We start from the raw sequence: 21,333 nt of genomic DNA, 5'->3' as shown, positions 1-21,333 counted from the left end.
ATTTAAAGCGCTTCAGCGCCCGCAATAATTTCGATCAATTCTGTCGTAATCTGTGCCTGACGCTGACGATTATAAGCCACCGTCAATTTATTAATCATTTCACCTGCATTGCGCGATGCATTGTCCATAGCCGTCATCTTTGCGCCCATTTCACCAGCAACATTTTCCAACAAAGCCCGAAAGATTTGCACCGAAAGATTGCGTGGCACAAGCGTCTCTAAAAGAGAAGCAGCATCCGGTTCATACTCATAAACAATCGATTGAGATCCCTTACTATGATCGGTTTGCTCTACAACATCTATTGCCTCAACAACTGCTTTTGGAGCAATCATTGGAATCAAACCAAAAGCTGTCGGTCGCTGATTAATGACGGAAACAAATTCAGAATAAAACAGCGTACAGACATCGAAAGCGCCATCATTGAATAAATCAACAATCCGTTGACTAATCATCACCGCCTCTGCAAAACTAATTCGCTTTACAGCATGCAAATCGATGTGATCAATTATCAAACCTTTGTAATCACGCGATAAAATATCCGCACCTTTTTTACCTACGGTAATAATTTTCACTATTTTACCAGATGCCAACAGTGCTTTAATCTGTTCACGTGCACGACGAGCAATTTGCACATTAAAAGCACCACACAAACCGCGCTCAGCAGTACATACTACCAGGAGATGCACATCATCTCGCCCTGTGCCTCGCATAAGAGCAGGTGCATCAACACCATCCACATCAGCAGCGACACTGGTCAAAATATCAGCCATTCTCTTCGCATAAGGACGAGCAGACTGCGCCGCCTCTTGTGCACGATGTAACCTTGCTGCTGCAACCATCTGCATAGCTTTAGTAATCTTTTGTGTTGCTTTAACCGAAGCGATACGGTCTCTAAGATCCTTTAGTGAGGCCATTCAAGCATTCCATTAATTCATCACGAAAAATTTTTCGCATAAGTGTTAAGAACCGTCATCAACTTATCTTTCAGCTCGTCTGTTAACTGCTTTTGCTCGGCAATTGCCTTTAAGAGATCTTGATAATCACTCCGCAAAAGCACCAAAAGCCCCTGCTCAAACCGCGCAACATCAGAAACCGCTAGAGAATCAAGATAGCCATTCACACCCGCGAAAATAACCACCACCTGTTCTTCTGTTTTGAGTGGAGAAAATTGTGGCTGCTTTAAAAGCTCAGTCAAGCGTGCTCCTCGATTCAACAGACGCTGGGTTGACGCATCCAAATCAGAGCCAAACTGCGCAAAAGCTGCCATTTCACGATATTGCGCCAATTCACCTTTAATCGAGCCGGCAACCTGTTTCATCGCCTTAATTTGTGCAGCAGAACCAACACGCGACACAGAAAGACCAACATTTACAGCGGGACGAATTCCTTGATAAAACAAATTAGTCTCCAGAAAAATTTGCCCATCCGTAATCGAAATCACATTTGTAGGAATATAGGCGGAAACATCATTTGCTTGCGTTTCAATGACTGGCAAAGCTGTCAAAGACCCAGATCCATTTTCTGCATTCAACTTCGCAGCCCGCTCTAAAAGACGCGAATGAAGATAGAAAACATCTCCCGGATAAGCTTCACGACCTGGAGGACGACGTAACAAAAGAGACATTTGACGATAAGCCACCGCCTGTTTTGACAAGTCATCATAACCGATCAAAGCATGTTGCCCATTATCACGAAAATATTCGCCCATAGCACATCCGGCAAGAGGCGCAATAAATTGCAATGGCGCTGGATCAGAAGCGGTTGCCGCCACAATAATAGAATATTCCAGTGCTCCACGTTCTTCCAAAACTTTAACGAACTGCGCCACCGTCGAACGTTTTTGACCGATAGCGACATAAATGCAATAAACTTTATCTTGCTCTCGTCCAGCCTCTTTTTCATGAAAAGGCTTTTGGTTTAAAAATGTATCGAGCAAAATCGCTGTTTTTCCTGTCTGGCGATCACCAATCACTAATTCACGCTGCCCCCGTCCAATGGGGATGAGTGCATCAATCGCTTTCAATCCGGTCGACATCGGTTCATGCACAGACTGACGCGGAATAATTCCAGGCGCCTTAACATCAACACGACGACGTTCTGTTGCTTTAATGGGTCCCTTACCATCGATAGGATTTCCCAATGCATCAACCACACGCCCAAGCAAAGCGGGACCCACAGGAACATCCACAATAGCACCCAATCGTTTTACACAATCCCCTTCACGGATATCGCGATCTGAGCCAAAAATGACCACACCAACATTATCAATTTCCAAATTGAGAGCCATACCGCGCACACCGTTTGGAAAAGCAACCATTTCCCCTGCTTGGACATTATCCAAACCATAAACGCGGGCGATACCATCCCCAACAGAGAGAACCCAACCAATTTCTGAAACCTCAGCCTTTTGGTCAAAGTTTTTGATTTGCTCTTTTAGAATTTTTGAAATTTCAGATGGTCTAATATCCATCAGCTGACCTCTTTTTTCAATGCAAGCTTAAGCGAAGACAATTTTGTTAGAAGGGACGTATCAATTTGAGACGCCCCCACACGAACGATTAATCCACCAAGAATCGTTGGATCCACAATGATGTGTAGCAAAACTTTTCCCCCGACGACACTTTCCAAAGCCTCACACAATTCTTGTCTTTGTTGAGAACTTAAGGAGCGCGCAGAAATAATTTGTGCTGTTACTTGATTACGAGCGCGTGCAACACAACGTTGAAAAGCATGTAAAATACCAAATACGGCACTAAGCCTACGGTTTGCTGCAATAACGCGTAAAAAATCACCAATAACCTGTCCTGCGTTTTTATCAGCAAATTTGATGTTTTCACAAATAGATTGCATCACCTTAATTTGCTCTTTGACTGAAAAGAATGGACTGAGCACAAAGCGTTTTAAATCTTCATTTTGCTCCAAGACAAGCAAAATTTTTTCCACTGCCTTTTCAACTTTTTCAACGTTCCCCGCTTCTTGAACGCAATCAAAAAGCGCTTGCGCATAGCGTTGATCTACCAACGGCAGCGGTATGAGAGAAAATGAATCCGACACGAAATACCGCCTCTTTCCCTTGAGCGACTCTCTGATAGTTATCAGATGAAATGAAACAGACACTCTCTATTTTAAGAATCTTCTTCTTAAAACTTAGAACAAAAATCATTTGATTTCTAGCATAGACATAACTGACTCGCAACACCACAAATCGCTGCTTTTTAAAAATTTTAATAAAATATTCAAAATATTTTTAAAAAGCATTTTTTTAGATATACAGGATGGCATCACAGTTTTTTTATGCCTCTTTTTGACATTCTCTGAGCGATTTTTTTCACTCTCTTTAATTTTACTCCCAATGCTCTTTCCACCCCCAAAAAACGGTTCCTACTTAACATTAAAGATCACCCTCTTATCACCACAAGAGCTTTCGCGAGAAGCAATTATGCATTGCCTCACACTTTTGTTTATTGCGTTCTAGAATGGGATTACATCCCTCACGAGAACAGAACGCCATTGGGTTGCAATTTAACAGGCTTGTTTTAAAGAGACATCTCTCAAAGCTCCCAAGCCCATTTATGACAGTACCCATAAATGGTATAACAGTAAATCCATTGAGCCCCCATCTTTACGCTTATGAAGAAACAAGCGTTCCCCACACCACACACTTTGCCCAGTTCCCAATATTGCGACAGCCCTTGGCATTAGAGACGATTCATAAGAAGCACTTTTACTCCTTATCTTCTATAGTTTCACTCCACATACTCAATTCCCGCTTGTTATGTACAAGCGAATAATTTTGATTGATTTAACATACACAGGTTTGAAACGAGAGAAGCTTACGATATTCGAAACTCTCATTCAACATACAAAACAATACATTATCCTTATAAACAAGACTGCGACTGCGACTGCGACTGCGACTGCGACTGCGACTGCGACTGCGACTGCGACTGCGACTGCGACTGCGACTGAAAAAATGTGTTATTTCAAACTCATAAGCAAGAAAAATAACTGATATCCCTCTTAAAATTAAGAAAAATTTGATCTTTTTTCTTCAAATACCCACGCTTCTGAAAACATTTCACCAAATTATTTCCTTTTAAAAACACTTTTTAAATATACAACTTAAATATACAATGCATTGATTTATAATGATAATGCTTCTTTCTTCATACTGACCCCAACATCGTAAGATTCTCTCATTTCAAATCCTTTGATCAAAATCATTCCCTTGCTCCATTACAGGTAAGGAAGATGGATAAAATGATTAAAGAAAAAACATCTCTTATAAACGCTCTCAAGGACCAAGAGCTTTTGTAAGACTAAGAGCTAAAATAATATACTGGTGCCAACCGGTACTTTATAAAATAAAGGTGGTACTCCCTAACGGCTTCTGCATTCATGAAAGCCCTTACATTATATTATTCACAGATAACATCGTAAAATGAATTCGAGCGTACTGAGAAACATTTACTTAAACAAGCATATAAATGTAACAATACAATAATATTCTGTTTTGGTTGCTCTGCTTTGCATGAAAAACGCAACCCCATTAAAAAATGAGGGTAATAAAAGCGTGAAGAACTGGAACAGCTCCATGATAAAAAATATTGCTATGAACGCTTTTAAAAACAATAAAATCAAATAAAAAGATGGTAACGATAGACGCTCATTTTTACCCTTACGCTCCAAAATGAATCTGTGTTCTCATCAAAGATAAATAAAGCAGATATAATATTTTTCACTCTAATTGGGCATAACATCAAAACGACTCGTACAGAACAAAAACATTTTATTTTCTGTTACATGCTGCTGTATGAGATTTGACTGTCAAACAACATCAAAAACACGATCTTCATTAAATCCACACCCTTCATTTTAATATTGCGCAGGCTTTAGAAAAAGCTTTATGGATCAATATCAATTTGAACCAGAACAGAATTGGGCATTTTGAAGTATACCGCCAAGCATTGCCCCCTTATCCAAAGAATATTGCTCCTAAAATAAAAAAAGCAGCAAAAACTGAAAACGATAACGCCCCAAAACTAAAGCCAAAGGCGCTTCTGCTGGTCCCATAACAGAGATATTTTTTCCCGTGGCGCTGCTTAATGCAATGTACATATATCATATTTTGCTGCTTAGATGCTTATTCTGAATAATAATAAGAGTTCAAGTAAAGCACCTTAAGCAAAGAGACCTTCACTTTATGCTATACTGGTTTTAGAAAAAGCTTTGTGGATCAATATCAATTTGAACTCGAACAGAACTGGGCATTTTGGGTATACCACTAAGCATTACACGTATAAACCCTTGTATATCAAAAGAGCGCTGTCCTTGCAGCAAAAGCCGAAAACGATAACGCCCCCGAACCAGAGCCAAAGGCGCTTCTGCTGGTCCCATAACAGAGATATTTTTTTCCCGTGGCACTGCTTGACGCAATGCTCGCGCATAATATTCTGCTTCTTGGCGCTGTTGTGCCGACACAATCAAAGAGGCAAGCCGCCCATAGGGAGGCAAATGATAATGCTGACGTGCCGCAATCTCACGTGTGTAAAAATCTTCTGGTTGACATGAAAGTAAGGCTTTTATAACCGGATGATCTGGTTGATAGGTTTGCAATAATCCTAAACTCTTCAATCCCACACGCCCTGCTCTTCCGGTAACTTGAGAAAGCAGCTGATAGGTACGTTCACTTGCGCGTAAATCGCCATTGGCAAGACCAAGATCAGCATCAATAACACCAACCAAAGAGAGCTTGGGAAAATGATGTCCTTTAGCGACCAACTGTGTTCCAATAATAATGTCCACATCGCCATTGGCAATGGCTTGCAATTCGCTTCGCAACTGCCCAATTCCCCCTTTAAGATCTGTTGAAAGAATCAATGATCGTGCCTGTGGAAAAAGTATTTTTGTTTCTTCTGCAATTCTTTCCACACCCGGTCCACAAGCTACAAGATGATCTAAAGTTCCACATTCAGGACAGGCTTCAGGAAGCGGTTGATGATATCCACAATGATGACATTTCAGTTGCCCTTGCGCGCGATGTTCTACCAACCAACTTGAACAATCGTTACAATGAAAACGATGTCCGCAAATTCGGCATAAAGTTAAAGGTGCATAACCGCGGCGATTAAGAAAAAGAAGAGCTTGTTCACCCTTATCAAGCGTTTGTTTTAAAGCTCTTTCAAGAGCAAAAGAAATAAAGCGCCCCTTTTGCACCCCTCCTTGACGCATATCAACCACCCGCAACTGTGGAAGTGCGACTTCTTTAAAACGGGATGGTAAATGCACCTTTTGATAACGCCCTTTTAAAACATTGGCTTGGCTTTCAATCGACGGTGTGGCTGAGGATAAAATAACAGGAAAATGCTCAAAAGAGCCCCGTGCAACAGCCATATCACGCGCATGATAAAAAATGCGCTCTTCTTGTTTATAAGCGCTATCATGCTCTTCATCGACAACAATCAAGCCAAGCTCATGAAAGGGAAGAAAAAGTGCCGAACGAGCCCCCGCAACGACACGCACCCGCCCTTCTGCAACTTGCCGCCAGACGCGTTCTCTACGACGTGGCGTCAAATCAGAATGCCATTCTGCTGCCGCAGCGCCAAAGCGTGCATAAAAACGATCTAAAAACTGCTGTGTTAAAGCAATTTCCGGCAATAAAATTAAAACCTGCTTACCCCCTTTGAAGGCTTGAGCAACCGCTTCAAAATAAACTTCTGTCTTTCCAGATCCAGTCACACCATCAAGCAAAAAAACTTTAAACTGAGAAGATAAAACACCTTCCCGCAATACTGTTGCTGCTTCATTTTGCGCTCCCTGCAACTGAGGAGGACAAAAATCAGGATCAGGCATTTCCACAAGGTCAGGAGCAGGAACCATAACATCTTCGAAAACCCCTAGAGCTTTTAAACCTTCAACAACAGAAACCGAAGTTCCAGCCGCATGTGCCAGACCAGAACGTGTCCATATCTTCTCATTACGCACCAATTCCAAAACCCGCGATCGCGCTGGTGTGAGACGTTCTACATTTCCACCACAATATCGCAACCCCAGCATCTGCGCTTCCGGCTCTAAAGCAGCCGGTACAGACAAAACCAATCGCGCTACAAGACCAAAAGGTGCCATTGTATAGCGACTAACAAAACGCAAAAATGTGATCATTTCTGTCTTTAATGGGGGGCAATCAAAAACATGAAGAAGAAAGCGTAATTTTTCACGCGCCACAGGTGCAGCCCCTTGCCCATCGGCTCTCTTTTCTTCAACGTCCACAACAAAACCGCAAAGTTCACGCCCCATCACCGGAACCCGAACAAAAGACCCAACGTTCACCTCCATAGAAGATGGAACTTTATAACTATAAGGGTGAGCAACAGGAAGAGGAACCAATACGGATACAATCTTTTCCTCCATCATGTTTGAATTCATCTTTTTAACCAATCTACAACCCCTCGAGCACCAACAGGTCTATACCTATCTTTAAATACTCTTAATTAAAATTCATTGCGGGATTCAATCTTCCCCCCTATCACAGCACTTTTCTCACAAAAATTCTTTTAAACACTCATTCCATCATCAAAGCACCAACAAAAAACCAATCTCATCCTCTATAGCAAAAAAACCAGCGCCATTCTCCAGTGCAAATAAAGCCCATCTACTATAAACATTCAACATGATATCGTAAGTATACCCCTCCACAACACTATCCCATAGTGCAACTTATTCTTAACACAAAAACTTTATTTTTTTGCGCCTCATGTTTCAATTTAATCCTCAATAAACTGATTCATAAAGATAATTCACTTTTTGTATGTTGAATGAGAACCCCTCAATACGATAAATTTTCTCATTTCAAACCCATCGAGGAACATTTGTAAATCTTTATTAATGAGAGAGTACGCCATGTTTTTGAGTACCGGTGGGATAATAGTGCGCAAAACCATCGCAATATTTGTCTTGCTTCATGCCAAAGTGTGAAAACAATGCGTACATTTTTCAACCTAGTTGAAACTACGCAACAACAATACAAGCAATAAGCCGGTACCAACACACACCTTACCAGCTCGTGGATGTTGCCAACAAGCCCCTTGGCACTTAAAATGATTCATAAAAGGTATTTTCTCTTCTTTCTTGGACAGTTTCACTCTCCACGGCTCTTCCCGTTTATCACCCGCAAGAAAATGATTTTTATTGATTCAACATCAAACAGGTTTAGAATGAGAGAATCTACGATATTCGGCGTTCTCATTCAACATACAAAAAGTGAATTATCTTTATAAATCAATGCAATACAGTACAAAAGTATAGAGTTAAAAAATTGTTTATACAGATTTTTATTGTCAAAAGATCTTTCCAATGAAATTTCTAAGACATTAAACGCTATTTTAGCCCATTTTTCTCATCATCTTATGGAACTTCCAATGATCATAAGTCATTGAGGGTCCTCGCCACATTTCAAAAATGAAGATTTTTAACCTCGCCGATCTATAAATAATGTCCTGTACATAATGTTTTGTAAATAATCCTGCTTCCTAAACGGACTTACAACCTCTTTATGTGATTCATATCTCCCTCCTAAAGTAAGCTAATTTATAAGATACAGCTCCTTTCTCTAAATATTTATCAAACTCTCATACAAATCCACGCCCTTTTCGCAACGCAAACCATGAATGGTATAATGATAAATCCACTGATCACCACCATCTTTACGCTTCACAAAGGAGTAAACCAGCACCATCACATACCTTGCCAGCTCATGGATGTTGCAACACCCCCCCTTAGCACTTGAAACAATTCATAAGAAGCATCTTGAGTACTTTCTGAAATACTTATTCCCCACATTCTGCCGCTCTTATGACGTGCAAACAAGTGATTTTAATTGATTCAATATAAAGCAAAATACGTGATGAGAAAATCTTTCTGTCTTTGGCGTTATAATTCAAGTTAAACAATTATTTATCATTATAAATCAATATGTTGACCATATAAAATACTTCATGCGTAAAATTTTACATGCCTTCTTCAATGGTGTTTTATTACGACACAATGAATCCATTCGTTTTCATCAAAAATAAGGTTAAACGTACCGAAGGTATCTTATGATGCACACTCAAATATCAAGAGCAATCGCAAATAAGAAATGAGCAAAGTGTGTGATAATGCTAGCCTATTTTCATAAGTATAAAAATACCGCTACGCAAAAATGTTGGTACACAATGAATTCTATACCTTATTACAAGCAACGCTATGAAATGGGTGTGAAAACGATAAATCGTATTTCTTTACCGAAAACGAGTATATGATTAACATCATAGCATTCTTGTTCTTTACACAGATATTAATTCTTTCTCTTGCTTTTGCAGTCAACAATAGCGCATAACAAAAAATAGGATAAAAGCTAAAAAGAAGAGGTTAGATATGAAATTTTTTGTGGATAGCGCCAATATTGAAGAAATTCAAGAGTTACAGAATTTAAGCCTTGTTGATGGTGTTACCACCAATCCCTCTCTTATCCTAAAATCAGGACGCAATATTCTTGATGTTACAAAAGAAATTTGCGCCCTTGTTCGTGGACCTGTTTCTGCTGAAGTTGCAGCAACTCAATTTGAAGACATGATGAAAGAAGCGGCTGTTTTAGCAAAGGTTGCCGACAATATTTGTATCAAGCTTCCTTTAACACTCGATGGATTAAAAGCCTGTAAAGCCCTCACAGCAGCAGGACTAAAAACAAATCTCACACTTTGTTTTTCAGCCAATCAAGCCTTATTAGCCGCCAAAGCAGGTGCAACATTCGTTTCACCTTTTATTGGGAGACTTGATGATTGTGGAAATGATGGAAGTGAACTGCTTCATGAAATTCGCACAATTTATGATAACTATAACTTTGAAACACAAATCTTGGCCGCTTCAATCCGCACCGTTAATCATGTCAAAGAAGCAGCACTCAGTGGTGCTGACATTGCAACAGTTCCACCAGCAGTCTTAAAAGCACTGGTCAAACACCCTCTCACCGACAAAGGATTGCAAATATTCCTCGACGACTGGAAAAAAACAGGACAAAATATTGTTTAATGGCTAGAAGTTTTATTGGAAAGATCTTTTGAAAGTAACAAAAAGATCTGTTCAGCCAACTCTTCCGCGACACGTTTTTTTGCATCTTCTTCTGCTTGCAGCGTTGCATATTCTTGACGAAGGCGTTCAAAAGATGCATTCATCATTGCTGTTCCTTTTGCAACAGGCATATTTTTCATATCCTGCAAAGTGTAAGAAGCTCTGCTCATAACAGTTCCAACAGAAGGTCGTCCCTTTCTCTTTTTCTCGAAATCAACCTCTATCTGCATCGATTCTCTTGTAAAGACGGATATCTGCAATGCCAATTGATAAGCAGGTAGAGAAGGTTTACCACCATTTCCATACAAAAGAAAAAGCAGATGGTTGCGCACCATTTGACCAAAACGATCCGAAGGTTCTTCCACAACAATAGAAGCAAGCTTTTGCGCAAGCCCCAAAGAAGCTTGCCCAGAAGAAGAATTCCCATAAGAAGCAGAATTCATCGCCATTGAACTCTGCGACTCCTGACGGTAAAGCGGCTCAACTTTGCATCCACACAACAGTGTGAATACACCAGCTAAAACGACAAGCAGAAAACTTTTAAAGAACGACATTCACAATCCTTTTTGGAACAACAATGATTTTTTTCATAGGCTTTTCAATCAGCTGCGCCTGTACGAAATCTAAAGCCAAAACCGCTTCTTTAATCATCGTCTCACTCGCTGTTGCTGCAACGCTCACCTCACCACGTTTTTTACCATTAATTTGCACCGGCAAAGTATAGCTTTCTTCAACGATTAATGCAGGATCATAAACAGGCCAAGCAAGCGTAGACATTAAAGTCTCTTCCCCTAAAGCCGCATGACATTCCTCTGCTAAATGAGGCATCATTGGTGCAATCATGGCAAGAAAAAAATCCATAGCTTGACGTAAAGAAGCTTTCATTTCATCGTCAACACTTTCTATCCTATTTAACAACGGTGCCATAATATTCAAGAATTCATAAAGGCGTGCAATAGCCCGATTAAAAGCGAATTTTTCCAAATCATCTTCTACAGCGTGGAGCGTACGATGGGCTGCTTTTGAGAGTTCCAAAGCCGCCCCCTGATGCCCTGCACAAGGGGATATATCCTTTAAAACAGAAGCACTCACAGCCACATGGCGCCAAACACGCTGGACAAAGCGATGAGCCCCTTCAACACCAGATTCTGTCCAGATAACATCCCGCTCGGGGGGAGAATCTGACAACACAAACCAGCGCACAGTATCAGCACCATAAGATGCAATAATATCGTCAGGATCAACAACATTCTTTTTTGATTTAGACATCTTCTCAATCAAACCAATCGTCACTTCACTTTGATCGGTTAATTTATAAGCCTGACGCTTTCCATCTTTTTCAACAATCGAAATTTCTGCTGGAGAAACCCACCCTTTACCATCTCGATAGGTTTCATGCACCACCATACCTTGGGTAAAAAGCCCCTTAAAAGGCTCATCTACCGTCACATGACCGACCAATTTCATAGCACGCATAAAAAAGCGTGCATAAAGAAGATGCAAAATGGCATGCTCAATTCCACCAATATATTGTTGCACAGGCAACCATTCAGCTGTTGCTTGTTTGTCAACAGGTCCCTGCGCAAAAGGAGCCGTAAAGCGTGCATAATACCAAGAAGAGTCAACAAATGTATCCATGGTATCGGTTTCGCGTTTGGCAGGTTGACCACAGGAAGGACAAGTAACATTCTGCCATGTTTCATGCCGTGCAAGAGGATTTCCTGGTTGATCAAAAGTAACATCATCAGGTAATACAACCGGCAAATCAGCACGCGGAACAGGAACAACCCCACAAGTTGTACAATGGATCATGGGAATGGGGCACCCCCAATAACGTTGACGCGAAATCCCCCAATCACGCAAACGAAATTGCACTGTTTTCTTCCCTTGCGGTTGCCCATTGAGCATTTGTTTTTCAAGCTTTTTAGCAGCTTCTTCAAAAGCTTGTCGGGGTGTCAAACCATCCAAAAAACTAGAATTGATCATCACCCCATCACCCGTATAAGGTGTTTCAGTAATAACAAAATCTTCTGCTTGCTCTCCTTTTGGCAAAACCACGGGTTTTATTGGAAGATCATATTTACGCGCAAAATCGAAATCTCTCTGATCATGAGCTGGACAACCAAAAACAACCCCTGTTCCATAGTCCATAAGCACAAAATTCGCGATATAAACGGGAATATGTACTGTTGAATCGAAAGGATGAACAGCCAAAAGGGGCGTGAGAAACCCTTGTTTTTCAGCTGTTTCAAGTGCTGCCGTTGTCGTTCCACCACACCGACAATTTTCAATAAAAGCACTCAACGTTTTGTCTTTTTTTGCCAAAGCTTGTGCAATAGGATGATCAACAGACAGAGCCAAAAAGGAAGCGCCAAACAGTGTATCAGGACGCGTTGAATAACAAACAACCTCATCAAATTTCTCACAAACATCATCAGCATCACCCGCCGACTTTAAAGCCCAACGAATCAGCAAACCTTGTGATTTTCCAATCCAATTTTTTTGCATGGTGCGAACTTTTTCAGGCCATTGGTTCAGCTCTTCAAGCCCAGCCAAGAGATCTTCACTAAAGTCGCTAATTTTGAAAAACCACTGGGTCAACTCACGTTGTTCCACCAACGCACCAGAACGCCATCCCCGTCCATCAACAACCTGTTCATTGGCCAAAACAGTATGATCAACAGGGTCCCAATTCACCTTAGCCACTTTACGTGCTACCAACCCCTTTTGATAGAAATCAAGGAACAACATTTGTTGGCGGTGGTAATATTCCACATCACAAGTTGCAAATTCACGTGCCCAATCGAGTGAGAGCCCTAATTGTTTTAATTGCCCGCGCATGACCGCAATATTTTGATAAGTCCAAGTTTTAGGATGCACTTTATTTTGCATAGCAGCATTTTCAGCCGGCATCCCAAAAGCGTCCCACCCCATGGGATGAAGCACATTAAACCCCTTTGCGCGTTTATAGCGTGCAACCACATCTCCCATGGCATAATTGCGCACATGCCCCATGTGAATACGGCCAGAAGGGTAAGGAAACATCTCTAAAACATAATATTTTTCACGAGCATCTTCTTGGACAGTCTGAAAAATTTTCTTTTCATCCCAAATTTCTTGCCATTTTTTTTCTCTCGCACGTGGATTATAGCGTTCGCCTATCTTATAATGCTCAATCGTCATTCCCATTATACTCTTTTAATAAAACAGAACCAAAAACTTGTTTTATTATGCTTGATCATGGATTAACCTCATCGTCAACATTTTCGTGAAATATTTCCCTAAGTATTTTATAAAACTTTAAAAAAAACGACCAACTCTTGAACAAAAAAGGTAAAGCACAAAAACATGAATACACAAACGCCCCTCGATGCCCCTTCCATTGAAGCATGGCAAAACCTTCAAAAAGATATTGCTGAAACATGTCAAGAGTTACAACGCCCTGTAGAAGAAATTGAACTTATCGCTGTTTCAAAAACTGTTTCTGCTATTGATATACGACCCCTTTTGCAAGCAGGACAATCTTTGTTTGCAGAAAACCGTGTACAAGAAGCAGCACAAAAATGGCCTGCTTTACGTCAACAATTTGAAAATATTAAACTTCATCTCATCGGCCCCCTACAGTCCAATAAAGCTGCTGAAGCTGTAAAGATTTTTGATGTCATTCAAACGGTTGATCGTGCAAAAATAGCCAAAGTTTTGATGGAGGAAATGCAAAAGCAAAAAAGGCATCTTCCCTGCTATGTTCAGGTTAACATTGGCTTAGAATCGCAAAAAAGTGGTATCACACCACAAGAAGCTATATCTTTTGTCAACCAATGCAAAAACAACTATGGACTTGATATCATCGGACTTATGGGCATTCCCCCTGTCGATGAAAACCCCGGCCCCTATTTCGCGCTCTTAGCAAAATTAGCAAAACAAGCAGGTCTTCCAAAGCTTTCCATGGGTATGTCCAGTGACTTCAAAACCGCTCTACAGTTTGACTCTAACGTCCTTCGCATTGGCTCTGCTTTATTTGGAAAACGCCCTGTGTAAAGCAATTTCCTCTCATATAAATTCATTCCCCCTTCATATAAATTCCCATTGAAAATTCTACGAACAAGCCCAAAACAGCAGAAATGAAAAAAAATATTTCCTTCAATATCAATAAAAGAGCAATTCTAGCAAAAAAGATTCCAGTCCCTCTTTCATCCTGTTAGCAAAATAAGCAAAAAAGCTGGTCTTCTCAAATTTCTTACCGGCACATCCACAACACATACAATAGCTTCAAGATAGCGTTACAATTTGGCTCTTATATTCTCGCACATTAGCTCTACTTTACTCCCCTCTGACCGCCTCTCCAGCAAAAGCAACGTAAAAAATAAATCCTTATATAAAGGCAAAATGATAAGAGAGGTGTTGCGCATGAATGAAAAAACTGTCGCGAAATAAATAATTACAAAAGAATATTTAATAAGATCATCGCAATGATCTCCATTAAAAACCACGAATTCTCTTAACTTCCCCAACACGCGCACACAATTTCCCCATATGCCAATGGTGTAAAGTAGATAAAAAAAGCTTATGGCTGCATAATACAGTAACAAAACTCTTTCATGTAAGCCACTTGAGCAAAATAAACATCTCAAATACCCAATAGAGCACCAAGAACCGCGCTAAACAACATGATAGCAATCTATAAAGTCAACGATAGCATAGAGACTTTCTATGCTCTACAAAGCGTAAAATACGGTCAATATCCGCCTGAAAAATAAAAGAACGAATCCCACGCATGTGCGCATAATACATGCAAGAAAAACAATAGCAACAAAGCAGATTTCAATAACGATATCTCTTTATATTTCTCGTAAACAAATAGAAAAACTTCAACTTTTCATATGCGCAATTTTTCTGATTTTAAACTTTAATTAAGGAAAAACAGGGAATATTTCTTATATTTTAAAATATTGTAAATAATATTATTATCTTCTTAAGAAGAATATTTCATGTATACATATTATAGTTATTATTTATACAGTATTTTTATTTACATTTTTAAAATTTATCTTTGACATTTCTCTAAAAATACGCGATAGCCATTTGAAATGTATCATTTTGATACTACTTTTAATGTAGATAATTAAGAAGAATTAATATGTTTGGTTCATTCAATACATTCGGTCATATGGTGACAAAGCCTTCTTTTGGTCATTCGCACAATTCAAGACCTACTCATGGAAATGCATGTAGCGTTAGTGGTTTTGCTAATGACATGTTCTCACACTCCACTCAACTAGCAACTGAGGGAGAACTAACAGGTGCAGCAGGAGGGTATCTGTTTGGAAGACTACAAGGTGCTCTTACAGGTGGAGTTGTAGGTTTTGGAGGGGGACTCATTGGAGGTGCTCTTTACGGATTTGGACAATCAGCTTGGAATTGTCGGTTCTAATTTATAGAGAATAGCAACAAAGATATCTCTGAAATTAGTAGTTTTGTAAATATATTTGAAAGAATATACCAAAGTTAAATATCTACATCTTTGGATAAAATATTTTTCAGGGATATCTATTGTGGATCACCTCTTATAATCAGGTTTTTTTATAATGAATATTCGTTACGAAATCATAAGGCTGTTTTTCATTCTCTTTGTATTCATCCCTATATATGCTATTGGTTTTAAAAAATTGGTGGTTACAGTTGGAAAGTAGCTATAAAAACAACATTATATACAGTAATTATGTTCATTATTTTTTATAGTTTATGTAGATATTTTGGTTTATATTAATATTTAGTAAATTTATTCTTTTAAAAAGCATTCTCATTCCCTCTCCTTTATAGGGATATGTTTTTAATATCTTTATGCTTTTATAAAAAGCTCTATACCGCAATAGCCTTTGCCATATTTGAATATCCTAAAAGCATAAAATACCTTTTTAAGAAAAACGTATCAGATTTAAAAATTGACTATTCTAATCTTTGTCATTTAGTCTAACCTCATAATGAAAAGCTTTTGGGAAAACTCTGCCAAAATATAACCATACAAAAATACAGAGGCAGATTTTTCTAAACAATAAAATGAGGGAAACATGACCGAAAAAATTTATCCAATATCAGAAGAGATCAAAAAAAATACTTTACTCGATGAGGAAACTTATCAACAATGGTATCGAGAAAGCATCGATGATCCAGAAAGCTTCTGGGCAAAACATGGTCAACGCATTGAATGGTTTAAAGCTTTTACAAAAGTAAAAAACACTTCTTTTAACGGAGATGTATCGATTCAATGGTATGAAGATGGGGTAACAAATGTAGCTTATAATTGCATTGATCGCCACCTGAAAACCCATGGAGACAAAATCGCGCTCATTTGGGAAGGGGATAATCCTTATCATGATAAAAAAATAACCTATAACGAACTTTATGAACACGTTTGTCGTTTTGCTAATCTTTTGAAAAGTCGTGGCATTAAGAAAGGCGATAAAGTAACCATTTATCTTCCTATGATTCCCGAAGCAGCCTATGCCATGCTTGCCTGCGCCCGCATTGGAGCCATTCATTCGGTTATTTTTGCAGGCTTTTCTCCTGAAGCAATAGCAGGACGCCTTGTTGACTGTGAATCAACCTTTATGATTACCGCTGATCACGGCTTGCGTGGCGGCAAACGGATTAACTTAAAAGACAACGTTGACCATGCCATTGAGATAGCCGCGCGCCAAAATGTGCATGTGGACCAAGTCATGGTTATACGGCGAACTTGTGGCCCCATTCAATGGGTAGAGGGGCGTGATTTTTGGTACCACGAAGAGATAGCTCATACCCAAAGAGACTGTCCAGCAGAACCCATGAATGCTGAAGATCCACTTTTTATTCTTTATACTTCAGGCTCAACCGGCAAACCCAAAGGTGTTTTGCATACCACAGCAGGCTATCTTATTTTTGCCTCGATGACTCACCAATATGTTTTTGATTACCACCCCGATGAAGTTTACTGGTGCACAGCTGATATTGGTTGGATAACCGGCCATTCTTACTTGGTTTATGGACCTTTATGTAATGGTGCGACCACTTTAATGTTTGAAGGCACACCAACCTTTCCTGACAAAGGCAGATTCTGGGAAATTGTCGACAAGCATCAAGTCAATACACTCTACACCGCACCAACAGCTATCCGCGCCTTAATGGGAGCAGGAAATTCGTTTGTTGAACACTCAAACAGGACGTCGTTACGTCTTTTAGGAACGGTAGGCGAACCTATTAACCCAGAAGCATGGGAATGGTTTTATCATACAGTTGGAAATGACCGTTGTCCGATTCTCGATACATGGTGGCAAACGGAAACAGGAGGACATATGATCACACCCTTGCCCGGTGCAACACCCCTCAAAGCAGGATCGGCCACACGTCCTTTTTTTGGTGTTCAACCCCAAATTGTTGATGCCCAAGGCAATGTTTTAGAAGGTGAAGCAGAAGGCAATCTTTGTATCAGTGATTCATGGCCAGGACAAATGCGCACACTTTATAAGAATCATGAACGCTTTATTCAAACTTATTTTTCCTCCTATAAAGGAAAATATTTTTCAGGCGATAGCTGTAAGCGCGATAGTGACGGCTATTATTGGATCACAGGACGGGTTGATGACATACTCAATGTCTCGGGGCACAGGTTAGGAACCGCTGAAATTGAATCAGCCCTTGTTTCTCATCCCGCTGTATCAGAAGCAGCTATTGTGGGTTACCCGCATCCCATTAAAGGACAAGGAGTTTATAGTTTTGTGACCCTCATGGAAGGAACAGTGCCAAGTGAAGAATTGCAAAAAGACCTTATCAAGCATGTGAGACAAGAAATAGGTTCTATTGCCATATTGGATAAAATTCAGTTTGCTCCGCAGCTTCCCAAAACACGATCAGGGAAAATTATGAGACGTATTTTACGAAAAATCGCTGAAAACGATTTTGATACTCTCGGAGATATTTCAACCCTTGCCGAACCACAAGTTGTTGAAGATCTGATTGCCAACCGACAAAACTAAAAAACACGACGAAATACAACATACGGTGGTTTTTGTTTTTTGCTAAAATTATCTCAGCATTATTACGAAAACCACCGAGGATAATAAAAAACAAAACAATTCATGAAAAGCTCAATCATTCTAACAACAAACGCTTTTCTTCATGAGAGGTAAGAAATAATTTAAGCCAAAACCTCAGGATTGGGATACGAACAAGAATAAGAAAGTAAGATAAAAAGAGCAATATAGCTTTTTAAAATCACCCAATGTCCACTCAGTGCAAAAAAACCTCTGAGTAAGAAGGAAAAATAGTTCTGATGTTTATGCTAGAATCACTTTGAAATTCCTGCTAAAATCATAAACAAAGCTAAAAAAAGAAAGTATAAGTGATAATATTCTTGAGCAAAAATATTTATCTATAACGAGGGTGTATAAAAAATATTGAAAACCATGAAATCTAAAATAAGTAAGCTTACAACAAAAATCTAAAGCAATGAAAGTAAGAGTTCTTAGAATAAATGATGCAATATAAAATCAGGAGTAATAATAAAAAGTGATTCATTTTGAAAATGTCGGCCTACGCTATGGAATGGGCCCTGAGGTCCTTCGTGATATTAGCTTTCATATTCCTCCTGGATCATTTCAATTTCTCACAGGTGCCTCTGGAGCAGGGAAAACGTCGCTGATGCGTCTTATGTTTTTGGCACTCAAACCCACCCGCGGTCATATTGATCTCTTTGGAACAGACACAGCATTGCTCAAACGACAAGAGCTCCCTGCGCTACGACAACGTATCGGTGTAGTTTTTCAAGATTTTCGTCTCCTTGATCACATGACCACTTATGAAAATGTTTCCTTGCCTTTACGCATAAAAGGACAAGAAGAAGCAACCTATCGCAGTGAAGTGGAAGATCTTCTCTGTTGGGTAGGTCTGGGAGATCACATTCATGTTTTACCACCGGTTCTTTCCGGCGGAGAAAAACAAAGGGTAGCTATTGCACGCGCGCTCATTGACCAGCCTGAAATCCTCCTTGCGGATGAACCAACAGGAAATGTCGATCCTCCCTTGGCAAAACGCCTACTCCGTTTGTTTATTGAATTAAATCGTTTTGGAACAGCTGTTATCATTGCCACCCATGATATTGCCTTAATGGAACAAGTTGCAGCACGGCGTATGCTTCTCCATAATGGACGGATGACGATTCATGAATAAGTCTTTCCCCATTTTTACAAGTAATAAAAAAAACACAACAGCGATTATTCCCAGTAGCAATATTTCTGGAAAAGCGCTGGTTGCAGTGATTGCAATTATGACATTTCTCTCAAGTCTCACCTTAATCGGTGTTGATTTAGTCCAACATGCCGCCCAAAATTGGAGTAATCAGATTAGCTATGAAGCAACAATACAAATACGCCCCGTTGACAATGTTGATATCAACAAAGCACTCCGTGATGCCGTACAATTGGTTAAAACATTTTCTGGTGTACAAGATGCAAAAATTGTTGACCAAAAAGCTACAGAAAAATTACTAGAGCCATGGCTTGGAACAGGCTTCAATATCAATGAACTTCCCCTTCCCCGCCTCATCATTGTGACTCTGAAAAGAGATGAAAAAATCAATTTTGCTGCCATCAATCATGCCATTAAAACTCAAATTCCAGGCGGTCAATTTGATGATCACCGTGTTTGGGTCCATCGTTTTGCGACCATGGCATACACCACGGTTTTTATCGGTTTTTCAATTTTAGCATTGGTTCTAGGCTCTCTAATCCTCACCATCATTTTTGCCACCCGCAATGCATTGGCAGAAAATACCCATATTATTAATGTGCTATATTTTCTTGGCACTGAAACCCTTTTCATTGCGCGTCAATTTGATTGGCATTTTTTTAAAACGGCACTGCGCGGTGCTTTATATGGTGGTTTCACAAGCATCTTTCTGTTTTCAGCCTTTTGTCTCTGGACAAATTATAACTTGGGAAGAGCAGAAGCCAGCCAAATAACGGCTTTATTAGGACATATTTCCATAAGTTCCGTTCCTTATGGCAAAATCACTCTGCTTATTATTTTCGTTTCTTTTCTCACCACCCTTACAAATCGCATGACTATTTTAGCGCAACTGAAAAAAATCGATCAATGTGAAAACGGTTTATTTTAATTTATGACTCACAACACTTTCAACTCATTGACGCAAAACAATTTAGAACGTCCTCTTCCAAAACGGCCCCACTATAATAGTTGGTCTCCATGGCTTTTATTTCGCTATTTTCCACCAACAACCCTTACTCTTGCAATCACTGTTTTCATTTTCTGGGGCGGTTTTATTATTTTTTCTGAAAAAACCGAACGACTTGTCCCCCCAACGCCTCTCCCCAAAGCGGATGCCATTATCGTGCTTACAGGCGGAGAAAACCGAATAGAGACAGGACTTCATCTCTTACAAAAGGGGCTTGGTTCACGACTCCTCATCAGTGGTGTAAACACCACAACCAACCTGAAGAGTTTCATGCATAACATGCATATTACCCCACGGCTTATCTCCTGTTGTATTGACATTGGGCATCAAGCGATTAACACCAGAGGAAACGCCGAAGAAAGCGCCGCTTGGATCAAAAAGCATCACTATAAAACCCTTTATATCGTCACCCATGATTACCATGTGTGGCGCTCGATGCGTGAACTTAAATATCTCATGCCTGATATCCATTTCATTGCTTATCCTGTGAAGAAGAGCAAAGCTGAAAGCACAATACAACAGATCAGGCAAGCCCGCATTCTCATATTCCAATATATTAAAACACTGCAAGTCTATATCAGAACCGCCTTCTGACCTTTATTCTTGTGACTTTAAACCTTGCCACCCTCTGACTGCTTTACCCTTCTCTCCATACCTTTCCACACGAATTACCGCCATAAAAGCACGCCAGAACTTCTCCCCATACAAAGCACAACGCCCCGATACACGTGTCACTGTCTTGCACATTCACCAAAAAACATCTCTTACATCCCAAACTTGATCTCACAACACGTGATCTATCTAATGCCATCCCCAATATAGAAGACAGCTCTTGTAAATAGAGCCCCTAGACAGCCATAGGATCTACAGACTTGTCACAAAAATCTATTTATACCACTGTCTTACCCTTCATAAAAAATGCAAACCGCCCCACCCTATATTTTGCCGCCTCTCAAGTATTACGATTGCTCTTAAACCTCTTGGGATGATTGGTAAGA

At 39.9% G+C, this 21,333-nt stretch carries 17 protein-coding genes and 1 pseudogene; 8 read left to right on the top strand and 10 right to left on the bottom strand.

The features are described from left to right. Window positions 1-2: 2 nt before the first annotated feature. The 3 genes from ACFIN0_RS02320 to atpH are packed head-to-tail and all read right to left on the bottom strand — an operon-like array spanning window position 3 to window position 3,054. Window positions 3-914 (bottom strand): F0F1 ATP synthase subunit gamma, encoded by a 912-nt coding sequence (locus ACFIN0_RS02320; protein WP_375701826.1) that lies wholly within the window; start codon window positions 912-914, stop codon window positions 3-5. A 20-nt stretch (window positions 915-934) separates the two neighbouring features. Then, window positions 935-2,470: a F0F1 ATP synthase subunit alpha gene (gene atpA / locus ACFIN0_RS02315; RefSeq protein WP_375606583.1), complete on the bottom strand. Its 1,536-nt coding sequence runs from the start codon at window positions 2,468-2,470 to the stop codon at window positions 935-937. Next, on the bottom strand, window positions 2,470-3,054 hold the full coding sequence (gene atpH / locus ACFIN0_RS02310; protein ID WP_375606584.1) for an ATP synthase F1 subunit delta: 585 nt from the start codon (window positions 3,052-3,054) through the stop codon (window positions 2,470-2,472). The genes atpA and atpH overlap by 1 nt, the downstream gene beginning before the upstream one ends. 739 nt (window positions 3,055-3,793) lie before the next feature. Between atpH and ACFIN0_RS02305 the strand changes: the two genes are divergently transcribed. Next, window positions 3,794-4,012 carry a hypothetical protein gene (locus ACFIN0_RS02305; protein ID WP_375701825.1) on the top strand — a complete coding sequence of 73 codons (219 nt, stop codon included), beginning with the start codon at window positions 3,794-3,796 and terminating at the stop codon, window positions 4,010-4,012. Between the two features lie 892 nt (window positions 4,013-4,904). On the opposite strand, the pseudogene ACFIN0_RS02300 reads toward ACFIN0_RS02305, so the two are convergent. The 4 genes and pseudogenes from ACFIN0_RS02300 to ACFIN0_RS02285 form a co-directional block, all read right to left on the bottom strand. Then, window positions 4,905-5,088: pseudogene (locus ACFIN0_RS02300) on the bottom strand (hypothetical protein); the annotation flags it as partial. A 129-nt stretch (window positions 5,089-5,217) separates the two neighbouring features. Then, on the bottom strand, window positions 5,218-7,425 hold the full coding sequence (locus tag ACFIN0_RS02295) for a primosomal protein N' (RefSeq protein WP_375701883.1): 2,208 nt from the start codon (window positions 7,423-7,425) through the stop codon (window positions 5,218-5,220). Between the two features lie 147 nt (window positions 7,426-7,572). Beyond that, a complete protein-coding gene (locus ACFIN0_RS02290; RefSeq protein ID WP_375608608.1) occupies window positions 7,573-7,695 on the bottom strand; it encodes a hypothetical protein in 123 nt (40 codons plus the stop codon). 913 nt (window positions 7,696-8,608) lie between these two features. Further along, window positions 8,609-8,734: a hypothetical protein gene (locus ACFIN0_RS02285; protein ID WP_375610310.1), complete on the bottom strand. Its 126-nt coding sequence runs from the start codon at window positions 8,732-8,734 to the stop codon at window positions 8,609-8,611. Between the two features lie 680 nt (window positions 8,735-9,414). On the opposite strand from ACFIN0_RS02285, the gene fsa reads away from it, so the two are divergent. After that, window positions 9,415-10,068, top strand: coding sequence for a fructose-6-phosphate aldolase (gene fsa, locus ACFIN0_RS02280; RefSeq protein ID WP_375701824.1), 654 nt, complete (start codon window positions 9,415-9,417; stop codon window positions 10,066-10,068). Here fsa and ACFIN0_RS02275 read toward each other — a convergent pair. Further along, window positions 10,065-10,661 (bottom strand): hypothetical protein, encoded by a 597-nt coding sequence (locus tag ACFIN0_RS02275; RefSeq protein ID WP_375610312.1) that lies wholly within the window; start codon window positions 10,659-10,661, stop codon window positions 10,065-10,067. The two genes, fsa and ACFIN0_RS02275, sit on opposite strands and share 4 nt — an antisense overlap. Continuing rightward, window positions 10,648-13,290, bottom strand: a complete 2,643-nt coding sequence (leuS, locus tag ACFIN0_RS02270; RefSeq protein WP_375701823.1) for a leucine--tRNA ligase — start codon at window positions 13,288-13,290, stop codon at window positions 10,648-10,650. Before leuS ends, ACFIN0_RS02275 begins: the two co-directional genes overlap by 14 nt. A 165-nt stretch (window positions 13,291-13,455) precedes the next feature. Between leuS and ACFIN0_RS02265 the strand changes: the two genes are divergently transcribed. From ACFIN0_RS02265 to ACFIN0_RS02240, 6 genes are all read left to right on the top strand, one after another. Then, window positions 13,456-14,145 carry a YggS family pyridoxal phosphate-dependent enzyme gene (locus ACFIN0_RS02265; RefSeq protein ID WP_375701822.1) on the top strand — a complete coding sequence of 230 codons (690 nt, stop codon included), beginning with the start codon at window positions 13,456-13,458 and terminating at the stop codon, window positions 14,143-14,145. A gap of 1,099 nt (window positions 14,146-15,244) precedes the next feature. Further along, window positions 15,245-15,538: a hypothetical protein gene (locus ACFIN0_RS02260; protein ID WP_375701821.1), complete on the top strand. Its 294-nt coding sequence runs from the start codon at window positions 15,245-15,247 to the stop codon at window positions 15,536-15,538. A 637-nt stretch (window positions 15,539-16,175) separates the two neighbouring features. Beyond that, window positions 16,176-18,119, top strand: coding sequence for an acetate--CoA ligase (gene acs / locus ACFIN0_RS02255; RefSeq protein WP_375701820.1), 1,944 nt, complete (start codon window positions 16,176-16,178; stop codon window positions 18,117-18,119). Window positions 18,120-18,651: 532 nt separating this feature from the next. Continuing rightward, window positions 18,652-19,311, top strand: coding sequence for a cell division ATP-binding protein FtsE (gene ftsE / locus ACFIN0_RS02250; protein ID WP_273723097.1), 660 nt, complete (start codon window positions 18,652-18,654; stop codon window positions 19,309-19,311). Further along, window positions 19,304-20,257, top strand: a complete 954-nt coding sequence (locus tag ACFIN0_RS02245) for a cell division protein FtsX (protein WP_375606593.1) — start codon at window positions 19,304-19,306, stop codon at window positions 20,255-20,257. The genes ftsE and ACFIN0_RS02245 overlap by 8 nt, the downstream gene beginning before the upstream one ends. 3 nt (window positions 20,258-20,260) lie before the next feature. After that, window positions 20,261-20,929, top strand: a complete 669-nt coding sequence (locus tag ACFIN0_RS02240) for a YdcF family protein (RefSeq protein ID WP_375606594.1) — start codon at window positions 20,261-20,263, stop codon at window positions 20,927-20,929. 3 nt (window positions 20,930-20,932) lie between these two features. Here the strand turns inward: ACFIN0_RS02240 and ACFIN0_RS02235 are convergent, their stop codons facing one another. Continuing rightward, window positions 20,933-21,082, bottom strand: a complete 150-nt coding sequence (locus ACFIN0_RS02235) for a hypothetical protein (RefSeq protein WP_375606595.1) — start codon at window positions 21,080-21,082, stop codon at window positions 20,933-20,935. Window positions 21,083-21,333: the final 251 nt, after the last annotated feature.

Source organism: Bartonella sp. AA89HNZF (genome assembly GCF_042196905.1).
GTDB lineage: Bacteria > Pseudomonadota > Alphaproteobacteria > Rhizobiales > Rhizobiaceae > Bartonella.
This window is presented reverse-complemented; position numbering and strand designations above follow the sequence as displayed.